Genomic DNA, 16,169 nt, shown 5'->3' with positions numbered 1-16,169 from the left:
CCGGCACTGGGGCTCCGCCCCAGACCCCGCTCCTCAAACGCCGGAGGGGCTGGATTTTCCAGCAAACGCCGGAGGGGCTGATTTCTTCAGCAAACGCCGGAGGGGCTGGAGTGTCAGCCCGTCCGGCGTTTGAGGACACGCGCGCCTAAGGGGTCAGACTTGCCGCGTAATCAGGCTCGCGGGCCGCAGGTCGGTCCAGTTGGCTTCCACGTACGCGAGGCAGACGTCCCTGGTGTCCTCACCGAAGACGGTCCGCCATCCCGCCGGCACCTCGGCGAAGGACGGCCACAGCGAGTGCTGGTTCTCGTCGTTGGCCAGCACGAAGAAGCGGCCCTGCGGGTCCTCGAACGGGTTGGTCGTCATGCGTCGTCACTCCTCATGGACTGTACGGTGAACAGCTCGGAAAGCGGCTGTCCGGGGTCGGCTGCCACGTTGCGCAGCAGCACCTGGAGTTCGTCGGCGAGCCGCCGCGCCTTGGACCGGCCGAACAGCTCGGTCGCGTAGATCAGCTCGCAGTGCACCGGCCCGTCGCCGCGCGGCTCGTAGAAGCTGAGCGTCAGCTCCGCCCTCGCCGCCCCGGTGGGCACGGCGAGGAACGCGCCCATGCCGCCCTCAAGCCGGCCGAAGTCCGCCTGCTCATGGTGGATCACCATGACCCGCGGTCCCTCCGGGGGCAGTCCGGTCCGCCGTACGACCTCGTCGAACGGGACGTCCTGCCGGTCGAGGGCGCCGAGCGTCGTCTCCCGTACCCGGGTCAGCAGTTCCGAGAAGGACGGGTCCCCCGCGGTGTCGGTGCGCAGCACCACGGTGTTGAAGAAGCAGCCGACCAGATCGGCCAGCTGGTCGTCGGTGCGTCCGGCGACCATGGTGCCGATCGGCAGGTCGGTGCCCGCGCCGTGGGCGGTGAGCAGTGCCGAGAGCGCCGCGTGCAGGACCATGAACATGCTGGTGCCGGTCGTCCGGGCGAGCGTGTCCACGTCGGCGTGCAGCCGCTCGTCCAGGACGAATCCGACGTGGTCGCCGCCGTGGCCCGGCAGGCTGGGCGCGACGGGACGCGGCCGGTCCGTCGGCAGCGCCAGTTCACGCGGCAGGTCCTTGAGCGTCTGCTGCCAGTAGGCGAGCTGCCGCCCGCCCAGGCTGCCGGGGTCGGTGAGGTCGCCCAGTACCTGGCGCGCCCAGTGGGTGTAGTCGGCGTACGTCACCGGCAGTGGCTCCCACCCGGGCTCCCGGCCGTGCGTGCGGGCCTCGTACGCCGTCGTGAGATCGCGGAACAGGGGTACGACCGACCATTCGTCCACCGCGAGGTAGTGCGTGGTCAGCAGCACTGCCTGGGCGCCGTCCGCACCGGTGAGCAGCCGGGCCCGGAGGGGCGGCTCGCGTGTCAGGTCCGGGGTCCGCGCGGCGAGTTCGCCGAGCCGGGCGTCCAGGTCGGGGCACTGCTCCCGCTCCAGGGCCGGGGGCTCGGCGGCCCGCTGGTGAACGGTGCCGTCCTGCTCGGTGAAGGCGGTGCGCAGCGGCTCGTGCCGTGCCACGACATCGCCCAGGGCGGCTGACAGCGCGTCGGCGTCAAAACCTCCTGGGGAGCGCAGCGCGAGTGCGTGGTCGAAGCCGGTCCGCCGTCGGTGCGAGGACCACTGCCACCGCTGTACGGGGGCGATCGGCAGCGGTGCGCCGTCCACGTGCTCGACGGCGCGCAGCGGCGGCCGGGCGGCCGACGCCCCCTCCAGCTTGGCGGCGATACCGGCGACGGTCAGCGCGTCGAAGACGTCCCGGATGCTCAGCTCGGCCCCGAACTCGGTGCGAATGCGGCCGAGCAGCCGCATCGAGGCCATCGAATGGCCGCCCAGTGCGAAGAAGTTGTCGTGGATACCGACGTCGTCCAGCTTCAGGATCTCGCCGAACAGCTCGGCCAGGCGGGCCTGTGTCCCGGTGGCCGGGCGGGCGTCGCCGGTCATGCCCGACCAGTCGGGCGCGGGCAGCGCCTTCCGGTCCAGCTTGCCGTTGGGGGTGAGCGGCAGGGGACCGTCCAGCGCCACCACGAGGGCGGGCACCATGTACTCCGGCAGCAGTCCGGCGACATGCGTACGCAGCGCCTGCGGGTCGAGCCCCGGGCCGCCCGTGCTGCCCGGGCCGTCCTCTGGACCGCTCTCCAGACCGCTCTCCGGGACGGCGTAGCCCACGAGCCGCACGATGTCGCCCTCGCGGTCGGGCACCACGGCGGCCTGGCTGACCGACGGGTGCCCGGCGAGGGCCGCCTCGATCTCGCCCAGCTCGACGCGGAACCCGCGGATCTTGACCTGTGTGTCGACGCGGCCGAGGAAGTCGAGATGGCCGTCGGTGCGCCAGCGTGCGCGGTCACCGGTGCGGTACATCCGGCTGCCGGGCGGGCCGAACGGGTCGGCGACGAACCGTTCGGAGGTCAGCGCGGACTTGCCGAGGTAGCCGCGGGCGAGTCCGCGTCCGGCGACGTACAGCTCACCCACCACGCCCGGCGGCACCGGGCCCAGCTGGGCGTCCAGCACATAGCAGAGCGTGTTGGGGTCCGGCCGGCCGATCGGCACCCTCCCGGTGGGCCGTCCTCCCTCCTGCCGGGCGGGCCACAGGGTGGAGTTCACGGTGGCTTCCGTCAGCCCGTACGCGGCGATCAGGTTGGCCGTGGCGCCGAAGCGGTCGAACAGGTCCGGCGGCACCGTCTCGGTGCCGACCAGGATCGTCGACCCTTCGGGCAGCTCGCAGCCCGAAGGCAGCGCCGCCACCAGGGAGGGCGGCAGGATCATATGGGTGATCCGCTGGTCCGCCAGGAAGTCGGTGAGCGCCGGGCCCGCGACCCGCGCCTCGTCGGGTATGAGCACGAGCCGGCCGCCGTGGCACAGCGCCATCGCGAGTTCGAACACCGCGACGTCGAAGCCGATCGACGCGAACTGCAGCACCCTGCTGTCGCGTTCCAGACCCATCCGGTCGACCGCGGTGGCGACAAGGCTGGAGATGCCCTCGTGCGGGACGACGACGCCCTTCGGCCGACCGGTCGAACCCGACGTGTAGATCACGTAGGCGGCCTGGTCCAGGCTCACCGGCGGCCCGGCAATCCCGTCCGCCCCGGACTCCGCCGACCGGTCGAGTTCCGCCGTGGCCTCCGGCGCGTCGAGCAGTACGACGGGGACGCCCGCCACGTCGGGGATCTTCCCGGCCACCGGCTCGGTGCCGACGACGAGGACGGCCCCGGAGTCCTCGATCATGTAGGCGAGCCGGTCGGCGGGGTGGACCAGGTCGAGCGGGAGGAACGCGGCGCCGAGCTTGAGGATGGCGAGCACCGTCGCGACCATGTCGACCGAGCGGGGCACGGCCACGCCGACCACGCTCTCGGCGCCCACGCCGCGCGCGGCCAGCAGCCGTGCGATCCGCTGGGACCGGGCGTCGAGCCGGGCGTAGCTCACCGACCTGGACCGCTCTACGACGGCCACCGCGTCGGGCCGCTCAGCGAGCCGCTGGGCGAACAGCGCGGGGAGCGAGGACTCGTCGACCACCCGCTCGGTGGCGTTGAAGCCTTCGAGGACCAACCGCCGTTCTTCGGGGGCGAGCACGTCGACCCGGGAGACCGGGGCCTGCGGCTCGGCGACCACCGCGGCGACCAGCCTCCGCAGGCGGTCGCCCAGCCGCTCGGCGGTCTCCTGGTCGAACAGCTCGGTGGCGAACTCAAGGCGGCAGCTGAGCGCGCCGTCGTCCTCGCCGCTCGCCACCCGCTCGGTGAAGCTGAAGACCAGGTCGAACTTGGCCGACCTGATCCGGAAGGGAACGTCGCTCACGCCGAGCCCGGGCAGCTCCAGCTCGTCGCCTGTGCGGTTGTGGTAGCCGACCATCACCTGGAACAGCGGGTTGCGGGCGAGGGAGCGCGTCGGGTTCAGCTTCTCCACGACGGACTCGAACGGCACGTCCGCGTGGGAGAACGCGGCCAGGTCGGTGTCGCGGACCCGTGCCAGCAGCTCGGTGAAACCCGGGTCGCCGCTGAGGTCGGTGCGCAGGACGAGCGTGTTGACGAAGAAGCCGACCAGTTCGTCAAGCGCCTCGTCGCTCCGCCCGGCGATGGGCGAGCCGAGGGGGATGTCCGGCCCGGCGCCCATGCGGTGGAGCAGCGCGGCGACCGCCGCGTGCACCACCATGAACATGCTGGTGCCGGTCTCCCGGGACAGCCGCTTCAGCCCCTGGTAGGCGGTGGCCTCGAAGGGGATGTCGAGCTCGGCTCCGGTGAAGGCGGGCCGGGCGGGCCGGGGCCGGTCGGCGGGCAGCTCGATCTCCTCCGGGGCGCCTTCCAGCGTCGTACGCCAGTACTCCAGCTGCCGGGCGGCCAGGCTGCGCTGGTCGGCGGGGTCACCGAGAAGCCGCTGCTGCCACAGCGCGTAGTCGGCGTACTGGACGGGCAGCGGCTCCCACTCGGGCGCCGAGCCGGAGCGGCGGGCGGCGTACGCGGTGGCCAGGTCGCGCAGGAAGGGCCGGTCCGACCACTCGTCGGTGGTGATGTGGTGCAGCAGCAGGACGACGACGTGGTCGTCCGGCGCCACCTCGATGAGGGTGGCCCGCAAAGGCAGCTCGGCGGCGAGGTCGAACGGCCGGTTGATGGCGGCGTCGACGATGCCGGCCACCTCGTCCTCACCGGCGCTGACGCACTCCACCACGGGGCGCGCCCGCTCGATGGGCAGGACGCGCTGGAAAGCCTGGCCGTCGCGTTCGGCGAAGACCGTCCGCAGGGCTTCGTGGCGCCCCGTCACATCGGCGAGCGCCGTCCGCCACGCGTCGGTGTCGAGGGGGCCGCGCAGCCGCATCACCAGCGGGAAGTTGTACGCGGCGGAGGTGCACTCGATCTGCTGGATGACCCACAGCCGCTGCTGGGCGTGGGACAGCGGCAGTTCGGCGGGCCGCTCCCCGGCCGTCAGCGCCGGGCGGTCCGCGGCGTGCGAGCCGCGGCCGCGCTCCACCAGTTCGGCGACGGTCGGCGCCTCGAAGAGGTCCCGGATCGCCAGCTCCGCCGAGAGCGCGGTGCGCGCACGGCTGATCAGCCTGGTGGCCAGCAGCGAGTGGCCCCCCAGCTCGAAGAAGTCGCTGTCGATTCCCACACTGCCCGCGGCGAGTCCGAGCACCTCGGCGAAGAGGGCGCAGAGCGTCTCCTCCTGCGGTGACCGGGGCGGGCGGCTGGCGCTGGGCCCGGCGAAGTCAGGGGCGGGGAGTGCCTTGACGTCGAGCTTGCCGTTGACGGTCAGCGGCAGCGTCTCCACCGCCACCAGCGCCGCCGGGACCATGTAGTCGGGCAGACCGGCCTTCAGGTGCTCGCGCAGCCGCCGGAGCAGCCCCTCACCCTGTTCCGCGCCCTCCTCGGGTACGGCGTAACCGACCAGGCGCCTCATCCCGGGTGTCTCCGCCACGACGACCGCGGCGTGCGCGACGTCGGGGTGCGCGGCCAGGGCCGTGGAGATCTCGCCGAGTTCGATCCGGTAGCCGCGGATCTTGACCTGGTCGTCGGTACGGCCGAGGAAGTCGATGAGTCCGTCAGGGCGCTGCCGTACGAGGTCGCCGGTGCGGTACATCCTCTCGCCGGGGGCGCCGAACGGGTCGGCGACGAACCGCTCCGCCGTCAGGCCGGGCCTGTCGTGGTAGCCGCGGGCGAGGCCCGTCCCGGCGATGTACAGCTCGCCGGGACAGCCCGGCGGGACCGGGCGCAGCGTCGCGTCGAGCACGTGGGCCCGGGTGTTGCGGATCGGCCTGCCGACCGTGGGCGTCGGGCTGTCCGTGGTGGAGCCGCCGAGCGTGTTGATCGTGTACTCGGTCGGCCCGTACAGGTTGTAGCCGTAGCAGTCCTCGGTGCGGCGCAGGCGCGTCCACACCGCGTCGGACACGGCCTCACCGCCGAGCAGGACCAGGGCGGGCCGGTGCTTGCCGGCGTTCTCGTCCTGGTCGAGCAGACCCTCCTCGATCAGCAGCTGGGCGTAGGTGGGTGTCACATTGACCACGTCGACACGGTGCCGGTCGCAGTAGGCCACCAGGGCCTCGGCGTCACGGCGCAGTTCCTCGTCGCAGACGTGCACCTCGTGTCCCTCGACGAGCCAGAGCAGCTCCTCCCAGGACATGTCGAAGGCGAAGGAGACGGTGTGCGCGATGCGCAGCCGCCGCCCGCCCGCCGAGGCGATCGCCGGGTCGAAGATCTCCCTCTGGTGGTTGAGCTGCATGTTCGTCAGTCCCCGGTACGGGGTGACGACGCCCTTGGGCTTGCCGGTGGAGCCGGAGGTGTAGATGACGTACGCGGGGTACTCCAGGCGGTCCGCCACGCCATGCGCGAACGCGGGCCGTTCGGCGTCGGCGAGCTCCGCGCCCGGGAGGTCCGCGAGTTCCGCGGTGACGGCCGGGTCGTCCAGCGGGAGTTCCGGGGCGAGGGCTCCTGCCTCGCCCCGCAGCGTCGGGGCGACCGCCGTCGTGGACAGCAGGCACAGCGGCCCCGTGTCCTCGATCATCAGCCGCAGCCGGTCGGCGGGGTGGTCGAGGTCGAGCGGCAGGTAGGCGGCGCCGGTGCGCAGCACGGCGAACAGCGCCACGACCATCTCGATGGAACGCGGCAGCGCCAGCGCCACCACCCGCTCGGGTCCCGCTCCGCGGGAGAGCAGCAGCCGGGCGAGCCGGTTGATCCGCGCGTCCAGTTCCGCGTACGTGAGGGCCCGCTCGCCGAACACGAGCGCCACCGCGTCCGGGGTGCGGGCGACCTGGGAACCGAGCATGTCGGCGACGGTCTCGTCCGGCACCGGATCGGCGCTGGACTCCCACCCGGACAGCAGCTCGGCGCGTTCGCCGGGCAGCAGCAGGTCCAGGGAGCCGACGCGCGCCGACAAATCCCCGGTCAGCCGCTCCACCAGCGCGCCGAAGCGCTCCAGCGTGGTCGCGGCCTGCTCGTCGCCGATCAGTTCCGAGCGGTACTCCAGCTTCGCCTGGATGACCTCGGCCGGGTTGACGATCAGCGCCATGGGGTAGTGGGTGGCGTCCACGCTGCCCACGCCGGTGATGCCGTGGCGCTCGGTCAGCCGCCGGAACGCGCCTTCGTCGGCGAAGTTCTGAAGGACGTAGAGGGTGTCGAAGAGGGTGGTGTGGCCGCCGGCCCGCTGGAGTTCGGCCAGGCCGAGATATTCGTGGTCCATCAGCGCGACCCGCTCGGACCGCAGGCGGCGCAGCAGGTCCACGACCGGCTCGTCGGGGTCGAGCGTGACCCGCAGGGGCACCGTGTTGAGGAACATGCCGATCGCCGTGTCCGCACCGGCCACGTCCGCGGGCCGTCCGGCGACCGTGGCCCCGAACACCACGTCCTGGCGGCCCACGGTCGCGGACAGGACGAGCGCCCACGCGGCGGACAGCACCGCGTTGATCGTCAGTCCGTGCTCACGGGCGGCTGCCCGCAGGCGGCCACTGAGCTCCGGGGACAGTTCGAGGGTGCGGCGCCGGGGGATCGTCGGCTCGGCCCCTCGGTTCCGCGCCACGAGCGTCGGCTCGTCGAGTCCGGCGAGCGCCTGCCGCCACGTCTGCCGCGCCGCGTCGAAGTCCTGCTCGGCGAGCCAGCTCAGGTAGCCGCGGTAACTGCCGGGGGTGGGCAGCGCGGTGTCGTCGCCCGCCGCGGCGTACAGCTCAAGCAGCTCGTCGAGGAAGACCGACTGCGACCAGCCGTCCCAGGCCACCAGATGGTGGCTGAGCATCAGACGGTCGGTGTTCTCGGTGAGCCGGATCAGCGTGAGCCGGAACAGCGGGGGCGCGGCCAGGTCGAACCGCTCCCTTCGGCCGGCGTCGGCGATCTCCGCGAGGCGCTCCCGCCGCCGCTGCTCGCTCAGACCGCTCACGTCCACCTCGGTCAGGGGCACCGGCAGCTCGGCCGCGGAACAGACGAACTGCACCGGCGCGGGCAGGCCGTCGCTGGTGATACCCGCGCACAGGCTGGGGTGCCTGCGCAGCAGCGTCGCGCAGGCCGCGCGCAGCCGCTCCGCGTCAAGGCGGTGGTCGAAGTCGAAGGTGTCCTGCGCGGTGTAGACGTCCAGCGCGGACGTGTCGTAGCTGGCGTGGAAGTGGATGCCTTCCTGGAGCGGCGACAGCGGCCAGATGTCGGCGACGGGCACCGGGCTGACCCCCTCGACCAGGGCGATGCCGTCCTGGGAGAGGCGGACCAGCGGCACATCCGACGGCGTGAGGGACCGTACCGCCGGGCCGGGCCGCGATGCCCGCGCGATGAGTTCGCACAGGGCCACCGCCCACTCGCGGCCGAGCGCCTGTACGTCCTCCTCGGCCAGTGCGCCGCCCTCCGGCCAGGTCCAGGTGGCGCGCAGCTCGGGGCCGCCTGGGGTGTCGGCGCACACCGCGTTGACCTGGAGCGGATACGGCATGGCCAGGTCGGCGTCGGGTTCCACGGACAGCGCGTCGGCCTCGGCGGCGGGCGCCCAGTCACCGGTCTGCTCCGCGGGGAGCCTGCCGAAGTAGTTGAACAGCACCTGGGCGCTGGACAGCCGCGCGAAGACCGGGGCGAGCTGCGGGTTGAGGTAGCGCAGCATGCCGTACCCCGCGCCGGAGTCCGGTGCCGACCGCACGGACTCCTTGACGAGCTTGAGCGCGTCGAGCGCGCCGTCGGCGGCGGGGAGCCGTACGGGATGCAGGCTGGTGAACCAGCCGACGGTGCGCGACAGGTCCCTGTCGGTGCCGTCACGTCCGTGCCGTTCGAGGTCCACCAGCAGGTCGCCGTCGCCCGCACCGCGCCAGCGCGACACGGCGATCCGCAGCGCGGTGAGCAGGACCTCGGTGACGTCGGCTCCGGCCGTGGCGGGCACCTTCGTCAGCAGCGCCCGGGTGTCGTCGGCGGACAGGGACACCAGGTGTTCCCGCGCCGAACCGGCGGTTCCGGTACGGCCGGCACCGGGGACCAGCTCAGCGCCGTGCGCCAGCGTCGCGGCCCAGTGGGGCAGTTCGGCCTGCCGCTGTGGCGAGGTCGCCTGCTCGGCGACGTCGCGTGCGAACCGCCGCAGTGACGTCGGCACCGGGTCGAGTACGGGCCGCTCCCCCCGTGCGACGGCGTCCCACGCGGCTGCCAGGTCACCGAGCAGCACCCGCCAGGACACGCCGTCCACCGCCAGGTGGTGGACGACGAGCAGCAGCCTGCCCGGCCGCTCGCCACCCGCGTCGAACCACACGGCCCGCACCATGGCGCCGCTGTCCGGATCGAGCCGGGAGGCCGCGGCGTCGGACTCCTCGGCGATGACCGTACGGAGTCCGGCGTCATCGAGGTCGCGTGTGTCGACGCGACGCAGCAGCGCGGCCGCGTCGACCGCGTCCGCGGGGAGGGTCCGGGCCGACCACAGTGCGGGGATCGCCGGGCCGAGGTCCGTGCGGGTGAGCGTGAGCCGCAGACCGTCGTGGTGCCCCAGGACCGCTTGCAGGACCCGGGCCAGCGCGGCGGCGTCCGCTGTGGCGGGCGCCCGCAGCAGCATGGAGAGGTTGAAGCGGCTGACCGTTCCGCCGTCCTCGCGGAGCTGGTGGACGATGGGCAGCAGCGGTACGTCGCCCACACCGTCGGAGTCCGCGGCGTCCTCCCGCGCGGCGTCCTCTCGCGCGGCGTCCTCCGCCCCGGCGAGGGTGGCGGCCAGCGCCGCCGGTGTGCGGTGTTCGAACACGTCCCGGGGGCTGACCGGCACACCGGACTTGCGCGCCCGCCCCGCGACCGCCATGGACAGGATGCTGTCGCCGCCGAGCATGAAGAAGTCCTCGTCGGCGTCGACCTCGTCGATCCCGAGCACGGCGGCGAAGATCTCACAGAGCTGCCGCTCGCGCCCCTCACGCGCCGTCCGGCCCCGCCGCCCGCCCCTGACCTCGGGGGCGGGAAGGGCCTGGTGGTCGGTCTTCCCGCCCGGGGTCAGCGGCAGCGCGTCGAGCTCCACGAAGTGGCTGGGCACCATGGGCGCGGGAAGCGAACCGCTCAACGCGCTTCGTACGGCCGCGACATCCAGGTCCGCTCCGGCGGCGGGGACCAGGTAGGCCACCAGCTGCTTGGCTCCGCGGTCGTCGTCGCGGGCCACGACCACCGCGTCGCCGACGGCCGGCTCGTCGCGCAACCGTGCCTCGATCTCGCCGAGTTCCACCCGGTTTCCCCTGATCTTGACCTGATGGTCGGTGCGCCCGAGGTAGGTGAGCACACCGTCTTCGCTGAACTGGGCGATGTCTCCGGTGCGGTACATCCGCCCTCCCGGCCCGCCGAACGGATCGGCGACGAAGCGCTCCGCGCTCAGCGCGGCGCGTCCGTGGTAGCCGCGGGCCAGCTGCGCACCGGCGACGTAGAGCTCTCCGGGCTCCCCGTCGGCAACGGGACGCAGGTACCGGTCGAGTACGTACAGCCGGACGTTGGACACCGGCCGCCCGATGGGCACGGTGCCCTCTTCACCCGGTGCCGGGCCCGCTTCCCAGCTGGTGACCTGGATGACGGCCTCGGTCGGCCCGTAGACGTTGAAGAGCGGCACCCCGGTGCGCTCCCGCCAGCGCCGCGCGAGCGGGACCGGCAGTGCCTCTCCCCCGCTGAACGCCCTGCGCAGGCTCGCCCACCACGTACCGGTCTCCTCCTCGGCCAGCAGCGCCGCGTACAGCGAGGGCACGAGGTCGACGTTGGTGACCCGCTCGTCGCGGATCAGCCGGGCGAGATACGCCGGATCGCGGTGGCCGTCCGGCCTGGCGATCACGACGGTCCCACCCGTCAGCAGCGGGGCGAAGATCTCCTGCACCGACGGGTCGAAGCTGGTCGAGTACTGGTGCAGCACCCGCTCGCCGGGCCCGAGCCCGAACCGCTCGGCCGTCCACGCGAGTTGGCCGACGACCGGTCGGTGCGGCACCACGACGCCCTTGGGCCGACCGGTCGAACCCGAGGTGTACATCAGGTAGGCGGCGCTGTCCGGGTGGACGGACACGGTCGCCCTCGCGGCGGGAGCCGGCCCCGCCGCGCCGCCGTGGCCCTCGCCGATGAGGACCCGCGTCACGCCGTCGAGAGCGGGCAGACGCGCCCAGGACTCCTCGGTGGCGACGACCGTGCGGGCCCCGGAGTCGGCGAGCAGGTAGCGCACCCGGTCGGCCGGGTGGTCGACGTCGACCGGCAGATAAGCCGCACCCGCCTTGAGCACGCCGAGGAGGGCGACCGGCGTCGCGGCCGAGCGGGGAACGGCGACGGCCACGATGGACTCCGGGCCGACGCCCTGGGCCAGCAGCCGGTGGGCCAGTGCCTCGGCGCGTTGCTCCAGTTCGGCATACGTCGTCCGCTCACCGCCGTGGAGGAGAGCGGTCGCGTCGGGGGTACGGCGGACCTGCTCGGCGAAGGCTCCGTGCACCGTTGCCGGGGGCAGAGCCCGCTCCGCCCCGATGAGGCGGTCGAGTGTGCTCCGCGGCTCGTCGGCCGGGCGCGCCGCCAGCCGTGCCACCGGGAGCCACGGGTCGGTGGTCACCTGGTCGAGCAGCGCCCGCAGCCGGGCGCCGAACCGCCGCGCGGCCGTGGCGTCCAGCCGGGTGGGGTTGTGTTCGAGCCGCAGCTGAAGCCGCTCACCCACCAGCACCGTGAGCGCCAGCGGGTAGTGCACGGAGTCGCGGATGTGCGATCCGGCGACGCGGACCTGCCCCGCCGGGTCGACCGGCTCGCCCGCGTCGGGCAGGTTCTCCACCACGACCAGCGAGTCGAACAGCTCGCCACGGCCGATGACGCGCTGGATGTCGGCGAGTCCGGCGTGCTGATGGTCCAGCAGGTCGGCCTGCCCCTCCTGGAAGCCCGCGAGGACGTCGGCGAGCGGCTGCTCCGGACGCCACCGCAGGCGAGCGGGCACGGTGTTGATCAGCAGGCCGACCAGCGTTTCGATGCCCTCGACGGGGGCCTGCCTGCCGGAGACCGTGGTCCCGAAGACCAGGTCGTGGGAGCCGGTCACGTCGCCGAGCACCAGAGCGAACCCGCCCTGCACGACGGTGCTGAGCGTCAGCCCGAGCTGCCGGGCCCGCGCCACCAGCGCCGTCGTGTCCCGCGCCGACAGTTCCAGGGTGACCCTGCCCGTTTCGGCGGGGCCCGTGTCACCGGCGCGGACGGGCAGTCTGGCCGGAGCGTCGAGACCCGCCATCGCGTCGCGCCACGCGCTGAGCGCCGGGCCCTGGTCCCGTCCTGCGAGCCAGCCCGCGTACGCCCGGTAGGCGGTGACCGGCCCGACCGGCGCGGACGGCCGCGCCGAGGCGCCGGGGCGGTAGCCGTCCAGCAGTTCGCGCGTGATGAGCGAGACCGACCAGCCGTCGACGACGATGTGGTGCATGGTCAGGACCAGCAGCGACCGCCGCTCGCCGAGCCGGATCAGCGCCGCCCGCACCAGCGGTGGGACCCCGAGGTCGAATCCCCCGGCCCGCTCGGCCGCCGCGACCTCGTCGGCACCGGCGGACTGGTCCGCCGCGTCGCGTCCCGACAGGTCCGCGAAGCGCCATGGGAGCTCGACACGCTCGCCGATGAGCTGCACCAGCCGGCCGTCCGAGCGCTGGCGGAAGGCGGCGCGCAGCAGCGGGTGACGGTCGAGCAGCCGCTGCGCGGCGGCCCGCAGGGCCTCCGCGTCCACGTCACCGGTGAGTTCCAGGGTGTCCTGCACGGCGTAGCCGTCCGACCCGCCCTCGTCGATGGCGGCGTGGAAGAAGAAGCCTTCTTGCAGGGGGATGGCCGGTACGGCGTCGAGGAGACCGGGGATGGCGGAAGCGAACTCGGCGCGCTCGCCGTCGGTCAGCGGGACCAGGGAGAACGGCGCGGGAACCGCGTCCGGCGCACGCGGCGGCCCGTCCGCGCCGTCGGTGACGCGCGCGAGGGCCGCCACCGTTCGGCGGCGGAACACGTCGCGCGGGCTGATCGCCAGCCCCCCGGCACGCGCCCGGGTGACGAGTTGGATGGCGACAATGCTGTCTCCGCCGAGTTCGAAGAAGCTGTCGTGGACGCCCACCGACGGCAGGCCGAGGACCTCGGCGAACAGCGCGGCGAGAGCCGCCTCGGCGGGCGTCGTCGGCTCGGCGTCACCGGTCATCGCCGTCCACCGCGGCTCGGGCAGAGCCCGGGTGTCGAGCTTTCCGTTGGGTGTCAGCGGCAGGGGCCCGGCCAGGACGACGAGGGCCGACGGCACCATGTAGTCCGGCAGCGCCTCGGCCACCCGTATCCGCGCCGCCGCCACGGCCGCGGCGGCTTCCCTGTCGTCTCCGCCGTCTGTGCCGCCTCCGCCGCCGGCACCGACCAGATAGGCGACGAGGCGCTTCACACCCCGGTGGTCCTCCCGTACGAGAACGGCGGCCTGGGCGATGCCCGGGCAAGCCATGAACGCGCTCTCGATCTCGCCCGGTTCGATGCGGTGCCCGCGGATCTTGAGCTGTCCGTCCACGCGGCCGAGGAACTCCAGGTCCCCTTCCGCGCTCCAGCGCACCCGGTCGCCCGTGCGGTACATCCGCGCCCCCGCAGGCCCGAACGGGTCGGCGACGAACCGCTCCGAGGTCAGGCCCGGCCGACCCAGGTAGCCGCGGGCCAGACCGCGCCCGCCGACGTACAACTCGCCCTCGACGCCCACGGGAACCGGTCGCAACGCCGCATCGAGGACGTAGGCACGGGTGTTGGGGTCGGGGCGGCCGATCGGTGCGGGTCCCTGCCAGCCGGGCTGGGCGAGCCACAGCGTCGAGTTGACCGTCGCCTCGGTCAGGCCGTAGGCGACCACGACGCGCAGCCGCTCGGCCCAGCGGGCGATCAGCTCGCTCGGCACCGCCTCGGTCCCGACCACGAGCACCGCGCCCGCGGGCAGCTCACAGTCCCGCGGAAGCGCCGAGACGAGCGAAGGGGGCAGGATCATGTGGGTGGCGCGGTGCTCCTCGATGTACTCCGTGAGGGCGGGCCCGGCGACCCGGCGCCCGGTGGGGACGATGATGATCCGGCCGCCGACGCACAGCGACATGATCAGGTCCCAGACCGTCACATCGAAGCCGACCGAGGCGAACTGCACGACGCGGCTGTCCGCGTCGACGCCGATCCGCTGCGTCGCGGTGGCGATCAGGCTGCCGACCCCGTCGTGGGAGACGACGACGCCCTTGGGGCGGCCGGTGGAACCGGAGGTGTAGATGACGTACGCGGCCTGGTGCAGGGCGATCGGCAGTCCGGGGCCCGAGGCGTCCAGCGCGGCCAGCTCGGCGGCCATGGACGGGGCGTCGAGCAGTACGTGCCCGACTTCTGGCACCGCCGGCAGCTCGCCCGCCAGCTCGCGCGTGGTGAGGACGGTGCGCGCTCCGGCGTCGGACAGCATGTAGGCGATGCGGTCCTGGGGGTGGTCGGCGTCCAGCGGCAGATAGGCCGCGCCCGCCTTCATCACCGCCAGCAGGGAGACCACCAGGCCGGGCGAGCGCGGCACGGCCACGGCGACGACGTCCTCCGCGCGCACGCCCCGCGCGATCAGCAGCCGGGCCAGCCGGTTGGCGGCGGCGTCGAGCTCGGCGTAGGAAAGCTCCTGGTCCTCGCAGACGAGGGCCACGGCGTCCGGCCTGCGGCGCGCCTGCCGCTCGAACGCGGCGGGCCAGGACAGTTCGGGCGCGGCGCATGGCGCGGCTCCGAACACGTCGAGCAACCGGGCCCGCTCCGTACCGGAGGTCATCTCGATGTGCCCGATGGGGCGGTCCATGCCCGCGACGAGGGCGTCGAGCAGCAGGAGGAACCGGCGCTCGTGGGCGCGCAGCGTCCGCTCGTCGCACACGTCCGCGTCCGCGTCGAAGTGGATACGGACACACGTGCCCGACCGGGATTCGCCGACGGTGACCGCCAGATCGCTGACCGGGCCGAGCCAACCGGCCTTGAGGTCGGTCTCGTGGTCGCCGAAGCGCAGCGCTTCGCCGCTGGGCAGGATGTTGACCGTGGGTCCGACGAGCTCCGGTACGCCGTCGACCAGGCCCAGCTCCCTCGCCAGGTCCTCGGCCCGGTAGCGGCCGTGCTCGCTCGTCTCCCCGATCGCGGACCGCACCGCCCGCACGAGCTCGGACCCGGTCATGCCCCCGCGTACGGTGACGCGCAGCGGGAGGAGGTTGGACACCATGCCGGGGACGTCCCTGGACTCGGCGTCCCGCCGGGCCGTGACCGGCAGGCCGAGGACGAGGTCCTGCTCGCCGGTGGCACGGTGCAGGTAGGCCGCCACGGCCGCCACCAGCAGACGGGAGAGGCGGACGCCCGCGCCCGCCGCGGCGGCACGCAGCCGGGCGGTGTCTTCCGGCGACAGCTCCGCCGTGCGCCGGACCCGCCGTGTCATGGGCGCCGAGGCGCGCTGGACGAGGCGTACGGGCTCCGGCCGGTCAGCCAGCCGGCTCAGCCAGTACGCGCGGTCCGCCTGGTACTGCTCGGACGCGCCGTAGGCCCGGTCGGAGTCCACCAGCCGGGACAGCGCCCAGTCGGTGCCCGCGGCCGGCTCACCGGCGGTGTAGAGCTCACCGGCCCGGTGGGTGATCAGCGCGATGCCCGCGCCGTCGATGGCGATGTGGTGGTAACGCTGGTACCAGACGACGCGGTCGTCGGCGAGCCGGAGCAGGGCCTGGGCGAACAGCGGACCGCGCGCGAGGTCGGCGGGCCGGTCGCGGTCGGCTTCCGTCCACCGCCTGGCGGCGTCCGCGGGATCGGGAACGCCGCGCAGGTCGACGGTGGGAACGTCGACGGGGAACCGCGTGGGTATCTGGCGCGGCTCTCCGTCCCCGGGGCTGATCCGCACGTGCAGGCACTCCGCCTCCTCGACCGCTCGCCGTACGGAGGCGGCCAGTCGGCCGAGGTCGATGCCGCCGCGCAGATCCAGTGCGTACGAGATGTTGTAGGCCGAGCTGTCCGGCTCGATCTGCTGGGCAAGCCAGATGCCGGATTGCCCACCGGTGACGGGTATTCCGGCACCGGTTGTCCGGTCCGGCTCGGCGTCAGACATCGTCGAAGGGCCTTCCCTGGTGGTACGTCAGTCAGTGATGAGTCGCCAGAACTGAGCCGTGTCGCCAGAACACCGCGCCGACGCCCGGGTCCTGGCACGTCGGCGGGTCCTGGTACGCCGGTCCTGGTACACGGGTCCCTGGCACGCGGGTCCCTGGCACGGCACGAAGCGGTCGCGCCTCTTCGGGGAGAC

The 16,169-nt window shown here is 73.5% G+C and carries 2 protein-coding genes; both read right to left on the bottom strand.

The genetic code is table 11. The annotated features are described in order from the left end of the window. Positions 1-153 precede the first annotated feature (153 nt). Positions 154-363: an MbtH family protein gene (locus tag AC5P1B_RS07340; protein ID WP_493885726.1), complete on the bottom strand. Its 210-nt coding sequence runs from the start codon at positions 361-363 to the stop codon at positions 154-156. Then, the gene (locus AC5P1B_RS07335; protein WP_493885725.1) at positions 360-15,977 is read right to left on the bottom strand and encodes a non-ribosomal peptide synthetase; all 15,618 of its coding nucleotides are present in this window, start codon (positions 15,975-15,977) and stop codon (positions 360-362) included. The genes AC5P1B_RS07340 and AC5P1B_RS07335 overlap by 4 nt, the downstream gene beginning before the upstream one ends. Between the last annotated feature and the right edge of the window lie 192 nt (positions 15,978-16,169).

It is taken from the genome of Streptomyces sp. A01 (assembly GCF_059026195.1).
This window is presented reverse-complemented; position numbering and strand designations above follow the sequence as displayed.